At 41.5% G+C, this 21692-nt stretch carries 17 protein-coding genes; 14 read left to right on the forward strand and 3 right to left on the reverse strand.

The genetic code is table 11. The features are described 5' to 3' along the window. Positions 1-126: 126 nt before the first annotated feature. Both G7092_RS00095 and G7092_RS00100 read left to right on the forward strand, forming a co-directional pair. On the forward strand, positions 127-1590 hold the full coding sequence (locus G7092_RS00095; protein ID WP_166084954.1) for a right-handed parallel beta-helix repeat-containing protein: 1464 nt from the start codon (positions 127-129) through the stop codon (positions 1588-1590). 91 nt (positions 1591-1681) lie between these two features. Then, positions 1682-5773, forward strand: coding sequence for a hybrid sensor histidine kinase/response regulator transcription factor (locus tag G7092_RS00100; protein WP_166084956.1), 4092 nt, complete (start codon positions 1682-1684; stop codon positions 5771-5773). Between the two features lie 77 nt (positions 5774-5850). Here the strand turns inward: G7092_RS00100 and G7092_RS00105 are convergent, their stop codons facing one another. Next, on the reverse strand, positions 5851-6177 hold the full coding sequence (locus tag G7092_RS00105; RefSeq protein ID WP_166084959.1) for a YegP family protein: 327 nt from the start codon (positions 6175-6177) through the stop codon (positions 5851-5853). Between the two features lie 323 nt (positions 6178-6500). Between G7092_RS00105 and G7092_RS00110 the strand changes: the two genes are divergently transcribed. The 4 genes from G7092_RS00110 to G7092_RS00125 all read left to right on the forward strand — a co-directional run bounded on the left by G7092_RS00110 (position 6501) and on the right by G7092_RS00125 (position 11400). Next, positions 6501-6707: an HU family DNA-binding protein gene (locus G7092_RS00110; protein WP_166084961.1), complete on the forward strand. Its 207-nt coding sequence runs from the start codon at positions 6501-6503 to the stop codon at positions 6705-6707. Positions 6708-6789: 82 nt separating this feature from the next. Next, a complete protein-coding gene (locus G7092_RS00115; protein WP_166084963.1) occupies positions 6790-7350 on the forward strand; it encodes a hypothetical protein in 561 nt (186 codons plus the stop codon). A 215-nt stretch (positions 7351-7565) separates the two neighbouring features. Beyond that, positions 7566-8519, forward strand: a complete 954-nt coding sequence (locus tag G7092_RS00120) for a metallophosphoesterase family protein (protein ID WP_166084966.1) — start codon at positions 7566-7568, stop codon at positions 8517-8519. A gap of 304 nt (positions 8520-8823) precedes the next feature. After that, the gene (locus G7092_RS00125; RefSeq protein ID WP_166084969.1) at positions 8824-11400 is read left to right on the forward strand and encodes a BamA/TamA family outer membrane protein; all 2577 of its coding nucleotides are present in this window, start codon (positions 8824-8826) and stop codon (positions 11398-11400) included. A 237-nt stretch (positions 11401-11637) separates the two neighbouring features. On the opposite strand, the gene G7092_RS00130 is transcribed toward G7092_RS00125, so the two are convergent. Both G7092_RS00130 and G7092_RS00135 read right to left on the reverse strand, forming a co-directional pair. Next, a complete protein-coding gene (locus tag G7092_RS00130; protein ID WP_166084971.1) occupies positions 11638-12411 on the reverse strand; it encodes an HAD-IIA family hydrolase in 774 nt (257 codons plus the stop codon). Positions 12412-13028: 617 nt separating this feature from the next. Next, positions 13029-13631, reverse strand: coding sequence for a methyltransferase (locus G7092_RS00135; RefSeq protein WP_166084973.1), 603 nt, complete (start codon positions 13629-13631; stop codon positions 13029-13031). 58 nt (positions 13632-13689) lie between these two features. On the opposite strand from G7092_RS00135, the gene G7092_RS00140 reads away from it, so the two are divergent. The 8 genes from G7092_RS00140 (at position 13690) to G7092_RS00175 (ending at position 21687) form a co-directional block, all read left to right on the forward strand. Continuing rightward, positions 13690-14127: a hypothetical protein gene (locus G7092_RS00140; protein ID WP_166084975.1), complete on the forward strand. Its 438-nt coding sequence runs from the start codon at positions 13690-13692 to the stop codon at positions 14125-14127. A gap of 8 nt (positions 14128-14135) precedes the next feature. Beyond that, complete coding sequence (locus tag G7092_RS00145; protein ID WP_166084979.1) at positions 14136-14465, forward strand: hypothetical protein; 330 nt, start codon at positions 14136-14138, stop codon at positions 14463-14465. A gap of 1105 nt (positions 14466-15570) precedes the next feature. Continuing rightward, positions 15571-15744 carry a hypothetical protein gene (locus tag G7092_RS00150; RefSeq protein WP_166084981.1) on the forward strand — a complete coding sequence of 58 codons (174 nt, stop codon included), beginning with the start codon at positions 15571-15573 and terminating at the stop codon, positions 15742-15744. After that, entirely contained in the window at positions 15741-15929 is a 189-nt protein-coding gene (locus G7092_RS00155) for a hypothetical protein (protein WP_166084983.1), read from the forward strand. The genes G7092_RS00150 and G7092_RS00155 overlap by 4 nt, the downstream gene beginning before the upstream one ends. A gap of 11 nt (positions 15930-15940) precedes the next feature. Continuing rightward, positions 15941-16906 carry a sterol desaturase family protein gene (locus G7092_RS00160; RefSeq protein ID WP_166084985.1) on the forward strand — a complete coding sequence of 322 codons (966 nt, stop codon included), beginning with the start codon at positions 15941-15943 and terminating at the stop codon, positions 16904-16906. A 103-nt stretch (positions 16907-17009) separates the two neighbouring features. Further along, positions 17010-18161, forward strand: coding sequence for a formylglycine-generating enzyme family protein (locus G7092_RS00165; RefSeq protein WP_166084986.1), 1152 nt, complete (start codon positions 17010-17012; stop codon positions 18159-18161). 269 nt (positions 18162-18430) lie between these two features. Continuing rightward, positions 18431-18604 carry a hypothetical protein gene (locus tag G7092_RS00170; protein WP_166084988.1) on the forward strand — a complete coding sequence of 58 codons (174 nt, stop codon included), beginning with the start codon at positions 18431-18433 and terminating at the stop codon, positions 18602-18604. Further along, complete coding sequence (locus G7092_RS00175; RefSeq protein ID WP_166084991.1) at positions 18601-21687, forward strand: SusC/RagA family TonB-linked outer membrane protein; 3087 nt, start codon at positions 18601-18603, stop codon at positions 21685-21687. The genes G7092_RS00170 and G7092_RS00175 overlap by 4 nt, the downstream gene beginning before the upstream one ends. Positions 21688-21692: the final 5 nt, after the last annotated feature.

A 21692-nucleotide genomic window follows, 5' to 3' on the forward strand; every position in this document is an offset into this window, starting at 1 on the left:
TTAAAGTGGCCAAAAAACAAGCGTTTTTACCCCGTTTTTGACTAAAAAAGTGTTAAAATTTAAGGTTTAAAAAGTTTTTAGACTACCGATAAGCACACCGGCGAGCTGTCATCATCAACAAAACATATGAAAAAAATATTACTACTACTAATTGCAACTTGTGCCACTTTGTACACCTATGCTGGCACCTACTATATCGACAACAAAACCGGTAACGATGCCTCCGACGGATTGAGTCGCGCAAAGGCTTGGCGATCGTTGGCTCCCGTAAATCAACATACTTTTATGCCTGGCGATAGCGTATTATTTGCTCGTGGTGGCGTTTGGGAAGGGCAATTGGCTCCATCAGGCTCGGGAAATGCAAAGGCCCCGATAGTGTTTGGCGCCTACGGCTCAGGAGCCTTGCCCGAAATAAAAGCGGGTGGTCATTTCCGTGATGCTATATTGCTGCGTAACCTGCAATATATAGTGGTGGAGTACATAGCAGCCTCTAACCTGGATAATACCATAGCGGCTCAGAAAATAGGTCCTACCGGTGTTCGGATTATGGCCGAGGATATTGGTACTCTGCACCATATCCGGCTGGCCAACTTGTATATTCATGATATTAATGGCGATAACAAAAAAGGTTCTGCCGAAGGCTGCGGCATCTTTTGGGATTGCCGGGGTCCTAAACCAAGTAATATTGAACATTTGCAAATCGAAAATTGCAAAGTAGAGCGGGTCGACCGTAACGGCATCCGCGGTAATGGAACTTTCTCATTCAGAACTAACTGGTTCCCTAATAAGTACCTACTTATCCGCAATTGCCAGCTGGAAGATATTGGTGGCGACGGTATCGTGGTAAAAGCCTTTGATACCGCAATGGTGGAGCACAATAAGCTATTTCATATCCGCAGCAGGGCAACGGACAATGCGGTGGCTATATGGCCTCACAGCAGCGATCATACTACTATCCAGTACAATGAGGTAGGCTACACCAAAAACGGTAACTGGGCCAATGACGGGCAATCCTTTGATATTGATGGTAATTCCAGAAATACTATTATCCAGTACAACTACAGCCATGACAATGAGGGCGGTTTTATGCTGGTAATATCTGATTTGATCAATAAAGACAATGTCAAAACCACTGGCAATATCATTCAATACAACCTTAGCGTAAATGATGGCTTGAACCGTAAACGGCTTTTTAATTTTGCCGGGGTAACAGACAGTACACTAGTTAAAGGGAATATATTTTATAATGATGCGCCCAAATCGTTCACTATCGAAGCCGCTGATATTGAAAATGGGATACCTGAACATGTTGTTTTTGAAGATAATTATTTTGTGTATACCGGTAAAACTTCAGCTGTTTTTACCAGGTCGCCAAAGCAGTATAGTCATGTGAATTTTAATAATAACAACTTCAGTGGTAATATAATCGGGCTGGATAATCTACCGGATCGAAAAGATATATCAGCGACAACGAGTCGTAAACAATACCCTAAAAAGTTAAACTTTCCATGGACATATATACCGGCAAAGCTTCGGAACGTAACTGCACAATTTCCTGAGAGTTTATACAACTCATTTACAAAAGAATAAGTAACCATCGATATTTAAACGGAACCATCCTGATAAGAAAAACTATTAATGTAGCAGGAATTTTGTTAGTTTTATTTGACCGGTCGATCAAATGAAATTAGCTATTACCATATTCCTATTCACCATAGGCTGTTATTCGGCTGCTTATAGTCAGCGTATTGCGTTTGAAAATTTGACGGTGGATAATGGGCTGTCGCAAAATTCGGTGCTGGCCATAGTTCAGGATGGGCGGGGGTTCATGTGGTATGGCACACAGCACGGGCTCAATAAGTATAACACCCGGAGCTTTAAGATATATAAAAATGACCCGGTGGATAGATCGAGTCTTTCATCTGATTATATTACCTGCCTGCTGCTTGATGCGCACAAGGGGCTCTGGATAGGCACCCGTAACGGACTAAATAAATACAATCCCGAAACGGATAGCTTTGACCGGGTTTCGCTAGGGCCATTATCCTCCGGGAAGGGTAATCAAATCATTAGTTCGGTGTATGAAGACCGTCAAAAAAATATTTGGGTATGGTCGTCAAACGGCTTACATCTATTACCGGGTGGTACATCGGGTAAATTCAGTTCTGTTGCCGTTCCAGATTCTGTTGCCGGTTTGTACGGAACTAATGTACATACCATATACCAGGATCATGAGGGCATTTACTGGATAGGTTCGTCGGCGGGGCTTACCAAAATGCAAAAGCAGGGTATCGGATACCGGTATCAAATGTACAGGCATAAGGAAGGTGTTTCCAATAGTTTGAGTGATAATTATGTGACTACCATCACCGAAGATCCACAACATAAATTATGGATAGGTACCCTGCATGGTGGTGTTAACCTTTATGATAAAGGTACAAACACCTGTGCGCGGTTTTTAAGTAATAACGGTGCAAATGGCCCTGTAAATAATAATATCCGGATACTGCAAACATCCAGCTCTGGTAAAATATGGATTGGTACCCAGGGAGGTTTAAGTATTCTTGATCCAGTAACCAAACAGTTTGCATCCTATAAGCACGATCCGGAGGATAAAAGCAGTTTGAGCCAGAATTCTATCTACAGTGTGTTTATCGATAATACCAATACCGTATGGATCGGCACTTATTGGGGTGGGATCAATATGGTGTCGGGGCATAATGCCACGTTTTTAACTTTTCAAACAACACGGTACCATTCCAATATCAATAATAATGTAGTGAGCGCTGTATGGGAAGATAGTAAGCACAATTTGTGGATTGGAACCGAAGGAGGAGGGTTAAATTATTTTGACCGTAAGGCTGATGTGGTAACCACTTATCAAAATAAAGTGAGCGATCCCGCATCACTTGGATCTGATCTGGTTAAGGTGGTCTATATTGATAAAGGCGGGAACGTTTGGGCAGGAACGCATGGCGGTGGCTTAAACCTGTTTAATCCTGGTACCCATAATTTCAGGAGATATCTTTATAAAGAAAATGATCCGGTAACATTGGGCTCAGAAGTACTAGCCATTTTAGAAGATTCCCGGAATAATTTCTGGATTGGAACCCAAAATGGCCTGCTTGTTTTCCGTCGAAATAATAACGTATTAGAAGCGGTGGACAACCCGGTTATTAATAAAATTGGCAAACGGTCTGTCAAAACCTTGCTGGAAGATAAAGAAAAGAATATATGGATAGCCACTGCTAATGGATTGTATTTGCTTGATCAGGCCCATAGTGGTTTAAGGCTGTTTACTATCCATGATGGTTTAAAATCAAACGATATCAACTGCATTTATCAGGATACACAAGGGAAGATATGGGTTGGATCATATTATGGTGGCCTGGCCGGATACAATAGTGGCTGGCAGAGATTTACCACTTATTCGGAGAAAGAAGGCCTGGCTAACAATAACGTACAAAGTATATTAGAGGACGCAAACCATAACCTTTGGATGGGTACTGGCAATGGTTTATCAAAGTTTAATATCGCTTCCCAAACCTTTAAAAATTATAATAAAAGCGATGGGTTAGGTGGGAATACATTCAATATCAATTCCTGCTATAAAACCTTTGATGGCGAAATGCTCTTTGGAGGGTATAATGGCTTAAGCAGTTTTTATCCATCTAAAATAGAGGATAATAATATCGCTCCTCCCGTTGTCATTACCGCTCTGAAACTATTTAACCAACCTGTGGGGATCAATCAGCCGGATGGACTATTAAAAAAAGATATCAGCATAACACCCAAAATAACTTTTACACATTCGCAAAATGTGTTTACTGTTGATTTTGCTGTACTAAACTATATCAAATCTGAGAAGAACAAATATGCCTATAAACTCGAGGGCTTTGATAATGATTGGGTACATACCGATATCCCGTCGGCTCCTTATACCAATCTTTCTTCAGGGAGTTATACGTTTTTGGCAAAGGGGGCTAACAATGATGGGGTATGGGGGCAGGCTGCTGTTTTGCATATACAGGTGTTACCTCCGTTTTGGGAAACTATTTGGGCCTATTGTTTATACGTGTTATTTGTAGGTGGTTTGGTGTTTTTGATAGCCCGCTTTTTTATACTCCGATCCTTGCTGCGAAGGGATAAGGAACTCACCCAGTTAAAGCTGAATTTCTTTACCAACATATCGCACGAGATCCGTACACACCTTTCTTTAATATTAGGGCCTTTGGAAAAATTGGTATTGTTTGGCAAGGGAGATTCCGAAAACACCAAACAATTGCAGATTGTAAAGAAAAATTCGGATAGCCTGCTTCAACTGGTAAACGAACTGATGGATTTTCGCAAAGCCGAAAGCGGAAACTTAAAACTCCATGTATCAGAATATAACATGGTAAATATCCTGCAGGAAATACTGGCCTCGTTTGATGATAATTCTGTATCAGGCAATATCACTACAGATTTGATTTCTTCTTCTGATGATATCAGGATTTATTTTGACAAAGAACAGTTGGAAAAAGTGTTTTACAACTTAATTTATAACGCGTTTAAGTTTACCAATTATGGCGGGCGCATTGGCGTTTTTATAGAAGAAAAGAAGGATGAAGTTACCGTAATTGTAAACGATAATGGCAAAGGGATAGCACCAGAAAATCTGGATAATTTATTTGAGAACTATTTTCAGGAGAATGACCACGGAAAGCAAAACACGGGTTACGGTATAGGTTTGGCACTGGCTAAAAGCATAGTTGAATTACATGGGGGTACTATTACGGTAGAGAGTAAGATATCGCCGGAAGGTAACAATACAGTTTTTGCAGTTACTTTACGTAAAGGAGCAGATCATTTTAGCGCCGAAGATCTGATCCGTAAGCGTATAGAGGAATCTTCGGGATTAACTAAATCTTTACTAAGTCCCGATGTAGCAATAATTAGTTCTGTAATCACCGGTAAAACTACGGAAAATAAAAAATACCTTGTTTTGTTGGTAGAGGATAATCCAGACGTTCGTGCATTTATAAGTGGTTTTTTACAGGATCATTACGAGGTGATAACAGGCGATAACGGATTAAAGGGATGGGAATTGGCAAAAGAACATATACCGGATATCATTATCAGTGATGTAATGATGCCCGAAATGGATGGATTTACTTTGTGTAATAAACTGAAATTGGATGAAAGAACAAATCATATCCCGGTTATTCTTTTAACTGCCAGGGCTTCCGACTCAAGCCATGCCGAGGGACTAAAAATGGGAGCGGATGTTTATTTATCAAAGCCATTTAGTATCGAAATATTGTTGTTGCAGGTAAATAATGTTTTGACGGCCAGCGAAAGGATACGGCAAAGCTTTAACCGCAAGCTTAAAGCCACTCAGGAAAGCGATGAGGTTAAGATTGTTTCCAATGCGGATAATCAGCAAAAAATAAAAAAGCTGGTTGATTCTATTGATAACGAGTTCTTGAGCAAAGTGATTAGAATAATAGAGGCGGATATTGATAATTTAGAATTTGGAGTGCCTGAATTGGCAAAGGCAGTGGCTATGAGTCAGCCGATATTGTATAAAAAGATGAATGCGCTTACAGGTATGTCTGTTAATGACTTTATTAAATCTATCAAGATGAATAATGCCACTATACTTTTGCAAAGTAAACGATATACCATCAATGAAATAGCCTATATGGTTGGTTTCAGCGATCGTAAGTATTTTAGTAAAGAGTTTAAAAAACAATACGGGAAAACCCCAAGTGAGTTTATAGAAGAGGCCTAAATAACAAAATGCCCCGGGAAATAAATCCAGGGCATTCTGCTGTTTGAATATCGATTAGTATTTAAACAATAAGCTACTTATTCAGCAACCGTAGGGGCTTCGGGCGCATTTTTTTTAACAGATTCAATACCATTATCACGGCTGGCCACGCTTTCGTACATTTGGCTCTTACCGATCACTTGTCCGTTAGATGCTTTCAAATTAAAATAGAACTTTCCATTTTTGGAGTCTGCTCTTTCAAAATGCTTATCATCAGGAGCATTCTTCTTTACAGATTCGATACCATTATGCATAGCTGCAGTTGTTGTATACCCTTCGCTTGAAAGAATAACCTGACCATTAGTAGCTAAAAGGTTAAAATAATGCTGACCGTCTTTACCGATTTTAGTTGCAAATTTTCCCATGGTTTTAGATTTTTTGATTTATACGAATATACAATTTTTCGTATAAATGAAATAGTTTACATAAAGGGTAAAACTAATATTGTAATAAAAATAAGTTAATTATATTGGCTGTTGATGTCTATTTAGCTAACGTCTGCTAATATAATTTGACTATGGTTTACAGGTAATTGAAATTTAATATTAAGATGATATGATGATTTTATTAAGATGGCAATTGGAGTTTTGATTTTTGAAATAATAAGTAGGAACAGCTAATTCTTCATTTATTTTTTTTAAATTTAAATAATCAATTATAAACAGTATCGAACTAAAATCTATTAATTATGCAAGAACTCATTCAGGAAGTATCAGAAAAAACCGGAATTTCGGTAGACCAGGCAAAGGGGGCTATCGAAACCGTAATATCCCATCTAAAAGATAAATTGCCTATGGGGTTAGGGGATAAAATTGAATCATTTGTTCAGGGAGGTTCTTCATCAGTTGAAGATATTTTTGGCGGGTTGAAAGATAAACTTAGTGGTTTGTTTTAAACCAATGATGCCTTGTCAAGTCAAATTCATCAAATTTTTAAACCAATTTTATATTAGTTTGTCACACCCAAAATTATTCAACATGAAAAAATTACTTGTTTTATTATTATCCTGCTCAGTACTATTGGTAAGTTCCAATACATTTGCCCAATCAACTACTGACGCTGTAAAAAAAGTTAAAAAGAAAGCTGCAGATAAGACCGAACAGGCAGCCGATAAAGCAAAAGATGCTAAGACAAAAGCCGATGCTAAAGCTGATAAAGCCGCTGCCAAAGCAAAAGATGCTAAAGCAAGTGCTGATGCCAAAGCCGATAAAGCCGCTGCTAAAGTAAAAGATACCAAGGCTAAAGCTGAGGACAAAGCAGACAAAACCGTTGCAACAGCAAAAGATGCTAAAGCCAAAGCTGATGATAAAGCTGCTACTGCTGCTACTAAAGCAAAGGATGCCAAGGATGATGCAACTACAGCTGTAGCTGCTAAAAAAACAAGAGCAACAAAAGCCGTTACAGAGGCCGCAAATAAATCTGAAGATAAAGCCATCGGTAAAGATGATAAAGGCAGAACTATTTACTTAGGTCCAAGAGGAGGTAAGTATACTTTGTCTCCAAGTGGTAACAAACAGTATATCAAAAAAACACAATAATCTTTCTCTGATAGAAAGATCATTATTTGAAGCCCTGTAAGTCATTCAACTTACAGGGCTTTTTTTATGTAACATCATACACAGTTTTTATAAATACTTAATGTGATTTTTATATAGGAAGTTTATTTTAGCTAAACAATTGAATCGCTGATTTTATCTTTTTAGATAATAAACGGCTATAATATAAAATCATTTGTTAAGTTAGACTGAACAGTATGAAAAGAAGAAGCTTTTTGATCAGATCAATTATAGGAAGCATTGGTGTAGCAGTGGCTGATACCTTATCAGTAAATGCAAACAGCATTGAAAGCCGAAGAATGGAGAAAAATGGAAAAGTGCTGTTTAGGATGGGGATATGTACAGATCTTCACCAAGACCTTATTAATGATGGCCCTTCGCGGGTGCAGTCATTCATTACTGAAATGAACAGGCTTAAGCCCGATTTTATCATACAAATGGGTGATTTCTGTGTTCCTAAACCAGCCAATCAGCCTATCATGGATATTTGGAATCAGTTTAAAGGCCCCAAATATCATGTTATAGGTAATCATGATACCGATGGAGGCTTTACCCACGATCAAGTTATTGAGTTTTGGAATGCAAAAGGGAAGTATTATTCGTTCGATTATAACAATTATCATTTTGTGGTATTAAACGGTAACGAAAGGGCACCTGAAAATAAGTTGAAAGGATACCCCAATTCTATTTTAAAAGAGCAGCGTAACTGGCTTAAACAGGATCTGGATAGTACTAATTTACCTGTCATTGTATTTTGCCACCAAGGTATTGATAACGATCTTGATGGTTTAAAAGAAGGCAATCAAATACGCATATTATTTGAACGGGCAAACAAAAAAGCAGGCTTTCAGAAGGTGCAACTGGTTCTGAGCGGGCATCATCATGAAGATTATCTTAATGTTTATAACAATATAAACTACCTGCAAATCAATAGCATATCCTACCAGTTTGCTCATTTAAAGGATGGTTATGATTTTGCATCCACAATTGATCCTATCTGGGCGTTTATAACTGTTTATGATAACGGGATTATCGACGTAAAAGGCAAAAAATCTTCCTATAAAAACGAAAAAGAAACCGGAGAATACGATGGTTACCCTACGGTTCCGTTCATCTCTGATAGAGAAATAAAAGTGGAGGTAAAGAAATAGGAATATTATAGAAATGCCCTCCGCCAACTTTCTATCTTTTGACGCCAGTCTGCACTTGTTCCTGAAATCGTTATCGGTTAACGGTGATTGTTAGTTTTTTGAGCAAAATAAGAGTTACTTACCCATGAAATCTCTAGCATATTTTTGGCTTTTGATCAGTGTCGCTTTTCCTGTTTGTAATTTTTAATTAAGGTTAATTTAAGCTAAATTCGTGTTAGATATTATTCATAAATATGCCTTCCCCGATATGTTTATGTAGCAATAATTTATTTTCTTTAAATTATATTCGGTACAAAATTAACCTATGATAAAAAAGATACCTTCTCTACTTGTTTGTTTGGCATTTGTGATACCCTTACGGGCTCAGGAAATAGCGCCATCTGCCTGGCAAAAATTTCCGGATAGCACAATTGTTAAAATTCATCCTTCTTATAATGATGTTACAGGTATACACCGCTGGTTGTTTGGAACAAACTTCCGTAAAGAGTGGGCCATAGCCGTTAAATTGCCGGTGATCAGATTGTCGCAAGTTAATGGGGGCTTAACAACTTTAAAACAAGGCGGTGGTATGCAATCCAAATCATTGCGACTGGAAGATAAAACCGGGAGAGAGTGGGTACTAAGAAGCGTTGAAAAAGTGCCTGATAAGCTACTGCCTGAAGGTTTGCAGGGTACATTTGCTATTGATTGGGTTAGTGATGAATTTAGCGCACAGCACCCGTATTCCGCTTTGATCGTTCCTCCATTGGCTGTAGCTGCCAGGGTACCTCATGCCAACCCGGTTATTGGTGTGGTTGCAGATGACCCGGCTCTGGGGCAGTATAGCAAGATATTCACCAATACCGTATGTTTATTGGAAGAGCGGGAACCCATTGGCGAATCTGACAACACCTTTAAAATGCAACGTGAGCTAACTAAAAGTTATGCTAACCGGGTTGATGGTGAGGCGTTTTTGCGGGCACGTATGCTCGACCTGTTAATAGGCGATTGGGACAGGCACGAAGATCAATGGCGCTGGGCAGTAACCAAAGAAGATAAAGCAAGGCATTATGTGGCTGTACCACGCGATCGCGATCAGGTTTTTCATGTTAACCAGGGGCTGTTTCCATCCATAGCTGCATTACCCTGGATTGATCCTTTATTGGGAAATTTTGAAGGTGATCTTTCGAGTGTGAAATATTCTTTGTTCAAAACCAGGTTCATGAAACAATTTCCGGATGCGCAGGTAAGCTATGATGAGTGGATGCGGATTGTTAATGACTTTGTTAAGGCCGAAACAGACCAGGTTTTAGAAGCCGGGTTAAAAAGGTTACCTAAAGAAACGTATGATTTCAGGCATCAGGAACTATTATCCATACTAAAAAAACGCAGGGATAATATGCCAGCAGCCATGGCCGGGTATTATCGTTTTATAAACAGGATAGTTGATTTACATACCACAGATAAAGATGAGCAGATTACCGTGAGTGATGCACCTAATAAAGGAATGCGGGTAACGGTAGAAGGCCTGAATAAAAAAGGAGAGACCAAGAATACAGTATGGGATATGACCTATCAGCCAGATATAACCCAAGAGCTAAGGTTATACACCGGCGCAGGTAATGATCATATTGTGATCAATAATGCGTCGTCACCCATTAAATTACGAATTATTGATAGTGTTGATGATAAAACTTTCGATGTAAAACAATCCAACAGCAGTGTAAAAATTTATGGGCCGAAGGATAGTACCAGCTTCACGGGTAATGTAAACCGGCTGAGTAAGCACTTATCAACAGATACCCTAAACAGCCGGTTTGTACCAGCTAATCTTTATAATGTTTGGATGCCTTTGGCAACAGCAGCTATTAATGCCGATGATGGTTTTCTGTTAGGGCTAGGTTTTAAATATAAAGGCGTGGATGGTTTTAGAAAGTTACCATACTCCACTATACAACAAGTAATGATTACTCATTCGTTTGCTACAGATGCATTCAGAATAAAATATAACGGTGAATGGATCCAGGCTATAGGTAAAGCTGATTTTACGATGCAGGCTTATGTCCAGGCACCAGATAATACCATGAACTTTTTTGGCCGTGGTAATGATACCAAGCTTACCAAATTTCCGGGATATCGCCGCTTTTATCGTGCCCGCTTTAATACTTATCAGCTTGACCCAGCATTGCGCTGGCATACGGGTAAAGGAAGCACATTTAGTGCAGGCCCGTCGTTACAATTTTACCACATGAACCTTGCGGATAATGTTGGAAAGTTTATCAGTCTGCCAACTACCCATATCAATTCTTATGATAGTGCTACTTTAAATAAAGATAAAGCGCATGTCGGACTGATTTTAAATTATATCAGCAATCGACGGAATAATAACATATTGCCATCGGGTGGTTTTTATTTTAATGTGTTGGTTCAGGGTTATACCGGGCTTAACAGCTATTCTAAGTCATTTATGCAGATCAAGCCTGAGTTTACTTATTATCAAAAGCTAAATTCGGCGGGTACTATTGTACTGTCTGATCGTGTTGGTGGCGGCGTAACTGTTGGTGATCCCGCGTTTTACCAGTCTTTATTTCTGGGGGGACAAGGGAATTTATTGGGTTTTCTTCAAAATCGGTTTGCCGGGCAACAAATGGTGTTTAACAACCTTCAGGGCCGGGTAAAACTAGCCAAGATAGCCAGTTATATATTACCTGGAGAGCTGGGATTAACCGGGTTTTATGATACTGGCAGAGTCTGGATAAAAGATGAACACTCAGATACCTGGCACCAGGGCGTGGGTGGTGGTTTATATTTTTCACCAGCCGGATTAACCATTGTACAACTGCTTGCCGGACATTCTAATGAAGGATGGTACCCTTATATCTCTTTAAATTTTAGAATATAATTTAACCGGAATTTAAGCACCATTCCTAAACAAGCCATTTTGTTATAAAAGTGGGTTTACATGGGTTTACACATTTTAGGGTTAATATTATATTATGTATCTGATAGTTAATTAATTACATATTTTTTTCTAAAAAAAGTGTAAACCCACTTTTGTATAAATATCATCAGCTAAATTTCAATTCATAGATGACAAAGCACCAAGGGACAATTTGATTGATGATGCAGCCCCTTTTGGTTACCACCATTTCAACGGAAACTCGATCTTATCTACCGAACCCACTATCAGGTCGGGTTTAAAGGCGTAGTGACTCAGCTGATCTTTGGATGATATTCCGGAGAGCACCAGTATGGTTTTGTAACCCATTTGTACACCACCTTGAATATCGGTTTCCATCGTATCGCCAACTACCGTAGTTTCGGCTGTTTCCAGGCCCAGGAACTTACGGGCCGAGCGCATCATTACCGGACTTGGTTTTCCTGTCACAAAGGCCTTACGGCCAGTGGCTTCCTCTATCATGGCGGTGGTGGCAGCTATGCCCAGGTTATTCCATCCCGGTTTTTTGGGCGATGGATCGCGGTTGGTGGTGATGAATTTAGCACCAGCCAATATCATATCTACCGCGCGCTGAACCATTTCCAGGGTAAAATTGCGACCCTCACCTAAAACCACAAACTCCGGGTCGGTATCAACCAGGGTAATGCCGTTTTCGTGCAAGCTGGTGAGCAATCCACCTTCGCCCAATACGTAGGCGGTACCGTTTGGACTTTGATCACCCAGGAATTTGCCGGTAGCCATAGCGCTGGTATAGATGTGTTTAGCCTCCACGGTTATACCTAACCTTTTGAGTTTTCGCACCACTTCCAGGCTGGTTCGCTGGCTGTTATTGGTCATAAAGGCAAAGGGGATACCTTTTTCAAGCAAGTGGTTAATAAATTTATCAGCGCCATATATCAGCTCTTCGCCGCTGTATATAACACCGTCCATATCAATGAGCAGTCCTTGTTTCATTTTTTTCAAGATTATAGGCTGTTGACTTTATCCAACAAAGTCAAATGTAATATTAACATGTTTAACGATCGAATAAAAATTGCAGAACATATTTGAGATCATGCCTGCTTCCCGAAAACTTTTTAAACCTCAGATTTTAACATTTTTTTAGTCAAAAACGGGGTAGAAATGCTTGCTTTTTGGCCACTTTAATTAAGCTTTAACGCCATTTTAACACTTTTTAACAAATTTTTGAGAGTTTTGAAAAGTTTAAAAAGTATTAAGTAATTGATATTCAAATAACTGTGGAAAAGTAGTCGATTTTGGCTTTTTCTGCTTTAACAAAACAGCCCGGTTTTCCTTCTGATCAGAAAAACCGGGCTGATGTGTATACAAATATACGCATTTAAGTGCAAAATTTTAAGTACTGATTACCAGGGAAATTACTTTTAAATAGGAGGCACCTACGGAGCCATTAAACTATCTTTTTATACTATAAACATGGAGTTCCGCTGGAACTATCAGGGCTTTGGGTCAAAACTCCAACGGAGTTACCTGTTTATAGAAATAAACAGGCATACTTCTTGGCTCCGTAGGAGCCTCCTGATTGCCATTCAGCTTTAAAAGCGATTTGTCTGCTATCGGTACATGAACACCGTGAAATCCTCAGTACTGTAATCATTTTTTAAAACTACCTGCTTGCTCAACTGCCTGCAATGCTGCATGATCACGTCCGGATTATAGGCTGCTAACAAACCGTTCGGGATAATATGGCTCAGCAGATTAAAGCCCAAGCCACGCCTGCAATGTTCATACAGGCGGGTAATGGCCTTGAATATAAAATCGGGATCGGCATTGTAATAATTGAGCGAGCCGCTGGCCATTACATAATCGGCAACCGGCATTTCATCAGTCATGAAATCGCCACGGATAAAAGCGGTGGCTTCCCAATCCTGAAAACGGCGTGAAGCTTCGTCAAACAGCTCGGGTATCTGTTCTAAACCGTAATAAACTATATCGGGATATAACTCATGCAGATAGGAGCGAAGATCGCCGTGTCCGCAACCGGCATCCAGCAGGGAATGACCATTCAGATCGGCCATATGGGCCAGTGCATCAAAACGGATGATCTGGCTCTCGGTATCGCGCCAGCCTAAAGCCGCAGGACCGCGATTGCCATGCAGTGCAATCATATACCGGTGATAACCAAATACAGCTGCAGAATCGGGCGAAATACTCATACGTTTTACTAAATTATATCGAAAACTCTTTTTACTTTTACTCAAACATTACCTACCTATGAAGATCACACGCTTTTACCTGGCGCTATTATTACCGCTTTGCCTGCTTTTGAGCTGTAGCCCGACAATATCAACCTTCGATCAAACTGCTTATGCACAGGCTACTTCTTTAAAAGTAGATGCTCTGGATTTGATGGATAAAGCTACCGAAAATTACACAACTCATGAAAGTGAAGTAAAGACACTTCAGCTTAATCTGGATAAGGCTATCGAGTACGACAAGCACCGCCCGAATAACCAGATCACTACACAAATGTGGACACTCCTGAACGATCCGGATGGACATTTATTTGGCGGCTTCCTGGTGAAATGGAAAAAAGAGGGTAAATGTAACGCGGCTTACATTGTGGATAAAAAGAAACAGATAAGTAACTCCTTTGACCAGATAGCCGAACTGGAAAGCAAAAAGATAAAACCCGCACAGGTAACCCAATAAACTGAATCATGGCAATAAATTTTAAAACCGTATTGGCTACGCTCAAACAGGGTATAGCAGACCTGGCCGGAAGTACCTTAAAGCAATACATTGCTGCGGCAACGGCCGATGGACAGGCTATCCTGAATGAACTAAGTGACGACCTGAAAACCTGGACTAAAGAGTTAGCCAGCGGTGCTATCAATAAAGATGACTTTAGTGATCTGGTATTAGGGCAAGCCGATGAAATAAAAATGATAGCCCTGAAGCAGGCCGGCTTAGCCGAAGTAGCTGTTGATCAGTTTAAAAGTGGTGTTTTTAATTTGATTATTAATACGATTGTAGGGTTGATACCGTAAAGTCCTGATTCGCTCATCTAATAAAAACGCGTCATTGCGAGCGGAGCGTGGCAATCCCCTTTATACAGGGCGAATAATGCAAATCGTATACCCGCTCTTGGCCGCGGGAGGGCCAGTCACTTTTGTCGCCACAAAAGTAACCAAAAAGGCTGTCAGCAGAAATGCTTCTTTGCCGCACAGAGCCTTTGCCCTGCAAACCGGACAGAACCAGGGCTGCAATTATTTTGCGCCACTTCGTTCGCACATTTCCCTACGCTTCAACAAAAACTTGCTATGCCCTTGCAACCGCACCGCCTACCATCGTTCTGCCCGCTTTCACCCGAAGCTGTTCTGCTGACGGGGAAGGGAAATCATTAATTCAATAATCAAAAATTGGCCGAAGCTTATGCTGCCAAAAAAGAGAGTGCTATCACTATTTTTGTCATGCTGAACGAAGTGAAGTATCTATTAAACGATAGGCATGTTGGTGAATAGATCCTGCGTTCCTCAGGATGACAAACTCGTTAGATTATATGGGAATCAATCAAGGTAATCTTTGGATCCATTAATCATGGTTCAGAGTTTCACCCGAAGCTGTTCTGCTGACAGGGAAAGAAGCGTTTTCAATCGATAATTCACTAAATCACTAATTCAATAATTAAACCCCTCTCACATCCATTTACAAATACTCAATTTTCATCAATTTTAAACACCTCTAGTCTTAGTTTTCCTCTATTTTAAGCCGAAGTCACTACGAAATTCATAAAAGTTTATATTTTATACATAAATTCTATAGAATTAGTAGTAATTATAAAAACAATTATTACATTTGCCGGAGAGATAAAAAAAATACAACGTAAAACAGTTTTAAAAGCTCCAGAAAATGCAACCCGACCCAACCACCAACCCCGGCTTTGCTGCTTATCAAATGCAAACTGCTCTTTCCGCCCGTTTTTGTTGTTGCTGTTGATCCGGACATCAAGGGATCCTCTTTCTCTGTGATTGTTACCTGCCGGTGATAATCTGATTTCTACAAAATATTCTTATTCAATTGTATATACGGTCTAATGCGCTGCAAGGTGTATAAGGCTCCTAACTGGTTATTAATTACCTTAAACATTTTACTATGACCCTTAACGACGTTTCCTTGCTGGGAAAAAAGATACTGGTAGGGGTGATCATCACCCTGATTCCCTTTGTGATCATTTTTGGCGGCTTATGGCTCACGCAGAAACTACTGTCTGATAATCATAAGTCTGCGCCGGCATCCACAGCACCAACTAAATCAACCGCATCATGAAACTGGAAGAAGCAAAAAAAACACGAATCATTAAAAATGCTTTGCTGAGCTTACTGCTTTATGCACTGCCATTGGTGCTCATGTTTGCCACGTTTTACTTTACCGGGCAGCGCCCATGGGAAAAGAAAAAGCAGGAACACAAAACAGCACAGCCTGACACAAAAACTAAATCTGAAAATCCTTAAACACAAATACCATGATTGAACTGATAAAAAAAGTAATTGATAACCTTAACGGATATGGGTTTTCTGTTCTGGTGCTGGTACTCGGGGTGCTCGAATTTTCGTTTGGCCTGTATAAAAAGCGCTGGACTAAAAACGAGCGTTGGGTAGATATTGCCTGCTTTACCATCCCCAAACTGATTGTTAAACCTGTGATTGCCTATTACGGACTGAAAGTTTTACCATCCATCTTGCCGGGCTTTAAAAACGCTTTTGACTGGGTGCCCTTTTTCTGGGGCTTTATCATCATTGCCGTGGCCGATGACCTGACTCAGTACTGGTACCACCGTTTGCATCATGAAGTGCCATGGTTATGGCGTTTTCACCGTACCCACCACTCAGCATCGTACATGGGTATGGCTATGGCCAGCAGGCAAAATGTGATCTATACCTTGTTTTTTTCGCAAACGTATTTAACTACGGCGCTGGTTTACCTGGGCCTGGGTATCCCTGCTATCGTAGTAAAAGGTATCAAAGGTACTATTACCACGCTGGCGCACTCCAGTATTCCATGGGACAAACCTTTTTATCAGTACAAAGTGCTGCATCCGCTGGCCTGGGTATTGGAGCGTACCATATCTACACCGGCCACACACCATGCCCATCATGCCGCTACTACCGATGATGGCGTGGGCTATTATAAAGGAAACTTTGGCAACATGTTTTTTTTATGGGATGTGATATTCGGAACGGCGCATATTTCGCGTCAGTATCCAAAAGCCTATGGTATATCGCATTATGAAGGCGACCAGTGGTATGCACAGCTTTTATGGCCTATTTTTAAATCAAAAGTAGCAGGAAGCGAACTGGCTGCCGATGGTCAAATGGTGAGGGAAGATGTGCCTTTGCAGGAACATCAGTTGTATCGCCCGGAAAAACAAGAACATGTGGAGCAGGAAATTTCTGAAGAAACATATAACTTACAGCCGGTAAAAGCTTAGAGAGAATCAAGATATAAGAATCAGGAATCAAGACAAAAATAATTGTTGTAGGTTAATTTCTCATCTTGACTCTTGATTCTTAGACCTTGACTCTATAAAAAATATGAATCTTAAAAGAATTTCCCCGGTACTGATAATCGCGATTGCTGGTTCGATAATTTTTTCGGCCTGCAAGCAAAAGGAAAAAGCAAAGGCTGTTGCTAAAACCGACAGTGTTGCATCAAATAAAAAGAAGGCGATATGTTGTGAGTCGAATATCCCCAGCCGGTTTAAGCCAACCCCTTTAGCGGGAGCAGCAGTGATGAACGGGCCGGATACCAGTCATAGCGGTATGGTTTGGATACCGGCGGGTACTTTCAGGATGGGCGGAGATAACGCACAGGCCGAAAAGGACGAATATCCGAAACATCAAGTTACTGTTGATGGCTTTTGGATGGATCGTACGGAAGTGACCAACGCGCAATTTGAGAAATTTGTAAAGGCAACCGGCTATGTAACCACTGCCGAGCAAAAACCGGATTGGAATGTGCTCAAAAAACAGCTGCCCCCGGGTACCGAAAAACCGGCAGATAGCTTGCTGGTTGCCGCTTCGTTGGTATTTGTGCCATCAAAACAACCGGTATCACTGAGCGATTACAGCCAGTGGTGGACCTGGAAAAAAGGAGCCAGCTGGAAACACCCACATGGCCCGGACAGCGATATCAAGGGGAAAGGTAATTACCCCGTAACGCAAGTGTCGTATTATGATGCGGTAGCCTATAGTAAGTGGGCTGGTAAACGTTTACCAACCGAAGCCGAATGGGAACATGCTGCCAGGGGAGGACTGAATGATAACATTTATCCCTGGGGAAATGAAAAAGTGACCGAAGGTAAGCCCAAGGCCAATATATGGGAGGGCGATTTCCCATACCGGAATACCCAGCGCGACAAGTTTTATTATACCGCGCCGGTAAGTTCATTCGCTCCTAACGGTTACGGCTTATATGATATGGCCGGGAATGTTTGGGAATGGTGTGCCGACTTGTATGATTACCGATATTACAGCACCATCAACAAACCCGAAGGTGTTAAAAACCCGAGAGGTCCGTCAAAATCATATGATCCGGATGAGCCTTATGCTATAAAACGGGTAGTAAGAGGAGGCTCGTTTTTATGTAACGATAGCTATTGCTCGGGCTTCAGGGTAGCCCGGCGGATGAAAACCACCGAAGACAGCGGGATGGAGCACCTGGGTTTTAGGTGCGTGAAGAATTAATAGAAATAAGTGAGGGTGTCACCCTGAGCTCCGTCGAAGGGTAGAGCGCAGAGGCCCGCCCACCATGCTTCGACGGAGCTCAGCAGGACAGCTGCCCTCTCAAGAGGGGAATTGATAAACATTAAAGAACAAAGGCATATGAAAAAATAATAACAAAACATAAATAAGGGAAAAGCGATCGCTTTTCCCCTCCAGAATTAAAACAACGAAACAGGGATCGATTGGCGTTGAGCCTGTTTCAATGGTGTCATTTTAAACTATTCAAATTTATGCAAAATATTGCAAAAGTTGGGCAGGGCTTTCTATTACCCCAACCCCGGCTTATTCACCTGGTCACGGCCATAGCCGCAGGTTTTTACTACCGGTACTCCGGTGGCAGGCTTATACTAAAAGCCGCTTTATCGTCCAGTTTAATCACCAACTTAAACTACCAGACGATATGAAAAAACTCTTATTTAGTTCACTATTAGCCTTACTGCTTCCCGCTCTTGTTTTTGCACAGCAAACACAGCCTATTATCAATTCAAAACTGGTGGGCAGGGTATTGGATGGTTCCACCAAAGAGCCATTGCCCGGCGCGGTAGTACGTATTGAAGGCACAACTCACGTAGTTTCTACAGATGTAGAAGGGAAATTTAGTTTTGTTACCGGTCAGAAGTTTCCATATAAGCTTATTATCACCTTTATAGGTTACGAAACACAATCATACATTGCCACTGGCAGTCCTGTGGAGATATTGATGAAAGACGCCCAAAGCCTGCTCAATCAGGTAGTGGTTGTTGGTTATGGATCGCAAAAACGTAAGGATATCACAGGTTCGGTAGCATCAGTGCCGCAACTGGCGCTGAAACAGCCTATTCCGTCATTAGATCGGGCTTTGCAGGGTACTATATCAGGTATACAGGTAACCCAGGCAACCGGTCAGCCGGGTGCAGGTGTAACCGTACAAATAAGGGGTGTGAACTCGATTAACGCAGTGGCTGAACCATTGTATGTTATTGACGGTTTCCCTACATCCAACAGTAACTCGCTGACGGATGCAGGGGTAACCAATGGTCCCAAAATCAATCCGCTGGCTTCGCTTAGTACTTCTGATATCGAAAATATTGAGGTACTAAAAGATGCCTCGGCTACTGCTATTTACGGTACACGCGGTGCTAACGGTGTTATTATCATTACCACCAAAAAAGGTAAATCGGGTGTATCATCTATCAATTATGATGGCAGTTATGGCTGGCAAAGTGTAATCAAGACCATTCCGTTGCTGAATTCCGATCAGTGGGGAGCTTTACGTAATGATGCGCTGGTTAACTCTGGCAAATCGCCACAAACTGCTGCCCAGTTAAATCCCTACAATGTAAACACCGATTGGCAAAAGGCTGCTTTCCGGGAAGGGAATACCCAAAATCATAATCTATCCATCCTTTCGGGGACAGACCGAACCAGGCTTGCCTTTTCGGGTAATTACATGAAACAGGATGGTATACTGCAAAATACCAATTTTGAACGCTTTGCTGGTCGCTTAAATGTGGAGCACGATTATAACGACAGGTTCAAAATATCATCCTATATCACCGGCAGCCGTATCAGTGCGCAGGTAGCACCTGCAGGCGTTGTACCAGCCATATTATTGATGACGCCAACCACCCCAATATATAACCCGGATGGTTCGTTTTTCATGAAAAATATATTTGAAGGTAGCTATGGTAACCCTATCAATACGTTGTATAATCAAATTAACACTACCGCTACGAGCAGGGTTTTAGGTAATATTTCGGGCGATTATAAAATCACTCCGGATTTGACTGCCCGTGTTTTAGCCGGGGTGGATTTGATCGACAACAAGCAAAACCGGTATCTGCCATCCACAGTTTATGAAGGTCAGGGCTATTCGGGTATTGGCGAAGTAGGTACGCTGAATTCCTTTAACTGGCTGAATGAAAATACGCTGACATATACCAAAAAACTGGGCAGGAGTAACCTGAATGTACTGGCAGGTTTTACCCAGCAAAAATTTAAAGCCGAGGGCGCTATTACTGGTTCATCGGGCTTTGTGAGCGATTACGATACGTATAACAACCTGGGTTCGGGCAGTATCACTTCTGTTTCGGGCAGTGGTTTTGCTATCGCCCCATCATCGTCAACCAATACCTGGGCGTTAAAATCGTACCTGGGGCGTGTTAATTATGGGTTTGATGGTAAATACCTGTTAACACTGACCTTACGTGCCGATGGTTCTTCCAAATTCGCACCGGGACACCAATGGGCATCGTTCCCCTCGGCAGCTATCGCCTGGAATGCTTCCAGCGAAAATTTTCTGAAAAATGTGGAGCAGATCAGTCAGCTTAAATTCAGACTGAGTGCCGGGCAAACCGGTAACAGCGATATCCCGGCGTATCAGTCGTTCTCGCAGCTGGGTTATTACCGTTATAACTTTGGTAACACCACCGTGGCCGGTTTTGCGCCCAACAGTTTGGCCAATCCTAATCTTACCTGGGAAAAAACAACCCAATATGATTTTGGCTTCGACTTTGGTTTGCTGAAAGACAGGATCACACTTACTGCCGATATCTATTACAAAAAAACAACTAACCTGCTGCTGTATCTGCCGCTGCCGGCTACCAGCGGGCTCACCATTATTACCAATACCGCTATCACCAATCCGCAGCAATATGAAAACGTAGGGTCGGTACAAAACAAAGGTTTTGAGCTGAGCTTAAATACGCATAACCTTACCGGTTCCTTTGTATGGAACACCAGTCTGGTTTTCGCGTTGAACCGTAATAAGGTGCTGAGTTTGGGCGGTAATGGTGTAAATCAATTTATCCCGGATTCATCTCTGCCTTCTATCTTGAAAGTAGGGGAGCCTATCGGTTCATTTATCGGGTACAAAACCAACGGACTGATCAAGGCGGGCGGCCCGGCATTGACTCCTGCGGCCAATACTTCACCGGGTGGCCAGGCTTATGTAGATATCAATGGCGATGGCAAGATCACGCAATCTGCCGATAGGGTGATCCTGGGCAACGCACAGCCTAAATTTACCGGTGGCTTAACCAATACCTTCTCTTACAAAGGTGTGGATCTGAGCATCTTCCTGCAAGGTTCATATGGCAACAAGATATACAACCAGCAGCGCAACGTACTGGAACTGGGCACGGGTTATACCAATGCCACAACTACCTTATTGAACCGCTGGACACCCACCAACACTAACACCGATGTGCACAGCGCTTTCCAGGATCCGGCGCCAACCATTTCTGATAGGTTTATCGAAAACGGCTCATACTTGCGTTTAAAAAGCCTGAGTTTGGGTTATACCATCCCAACATCGGTAGTATCCAAATCGCCTATTAAAAAGATCAGGATATTCCTTACCGCGCAAAACCTCATCACCTGGACTAAATACACCGGGTACGATCCGGAGGTGAGCAGTAACGAACAGTCGGCTATCACATCCGGTGTGGATAACGGGGCTTACCCCAACAGTAAATCCATTATTGCCGGGTTAGGTATCACCTTATAATATGA

The sequence above is a fragment of the Mucilaginibacter inviolabilis genome (assembly GCF_011089895.1).
Lineage (GTDB): Bacteria > Bacteroidota > Bacteroidia > Sphingobacteriales > Sphingobacteriaceae > Mucilaginibacter > Mucilaginibacter inviolabilis.

Coding starts and splice junctions, on each gene's coding strand:
- G7092_RS00095 (WP_166084954.1), top strand. CDS start 127: ATGAAAAAAATATTACTACTACTAATTGCAACTTGTGCCACTTTGTAC.
- G7092_RS00100 (WP_166084956.1), top strand. CDS start 1,682: ATGAAATTAGCTATTACCATATTCCTATTCACCATAGGCTGTTATTCG.
- G7092_RS00105 (WP_166084959.1), bottom strand. CDS start 6,177: ATGGGAAAATTTGCAACTAAAATCGGTAAAGACGGTCAGCATTATTTT.
- G7092_RS00110 (WP_166084961.1), top strand. CDS start 6,501: ATGCAAGAACTCATTCAGGAAGTATCAGAAAAAACCGGAATTTCGGTA.
- G7092_RS00115 (WP_166084963.1), top strand. CDS start 6,790: ATGAAAAAATTACTTGTTTTATTATTATCCTGCTCAGTACTATTGGTA.
- G7092_RS00120 (WP_166084966.1), top strand. CDS start 7,566: ATGAAAAGAAGAAGCTTTTTGATCAGATCAATTATAGGAAGCATTGGT.
- G7092_RS00125 (WP_166084969.1), top strand. CDS start 8,824: ATGATAAAAAAGATACCTTCTCTACTTGTTTGTTTGGCATTTGTGATA.
- G7092_RS00130 (WP_166084971.1), bottom strand. CDS start 12,411: ATGAAACAAGGACTGCTCATTGATATGGACGGTGTTATATACAGCGGC.
- G7092_RS00135 (WP_166084973.1), bottom strand. CDS start 13,631: ATGAGTATTTCGCCCGATTCTGCAGCTGTATTTGGTTATCACCGGTAT.
- G7092_RS00140 (WP_166084975.1), top strand. CDS start 13,690: ATGAAGATCACACGCTTTTACCTGGCGCTATTATTACCGCTTTGCCTG.
- G7092_RS00145 (WP_166084979.1), top strand. CDS start 14,136: ATGGCAATAAATTTTAAAACCGTATTGGCTACGCTCAAACAGGGTATA.
- G7092_RS00150 (WP_166084981.1), top strand. CDS start 15,571: ATGACCCTTAACGACGTTTCCTTGCTGGGAAAAAAGATACTGGTAGGG.
- G7092_RS00155 (WP_166084983.1), top strand. CDS start 15,741: ATGAAACTGGAAGAAGCAAAAAAAACACGAATCATTAAAAATGCTTTG.
- G7092_RS00160 (WP_166084985.1), top strand. CDS start 15,941: ATGATTGAACTGATAAAAAAAGTAATTGATAACCTTAACGGATATGGG.
- G7092_RS00165 (WP_166084986.1), top strand. CDS start 17,010: ATGAATCTTAAAAGAATTTCCCCGGTACTGATAATCGCGATTGCTGGT.
- G7092_RS00170 (WP_166084988.1), top strand. CDS start 18,431: ATGCAAAATATTGCAAAAGTTGGGCAGGGCTTTCTATTACCCCAACCC.
- G7092_RS00175 (WP_166084991.1), top strand. CDS start 18,601: ATGAAAAAACTCTTATTTAGTTCACTATTAGCCTTACTGCTTCCCGCT.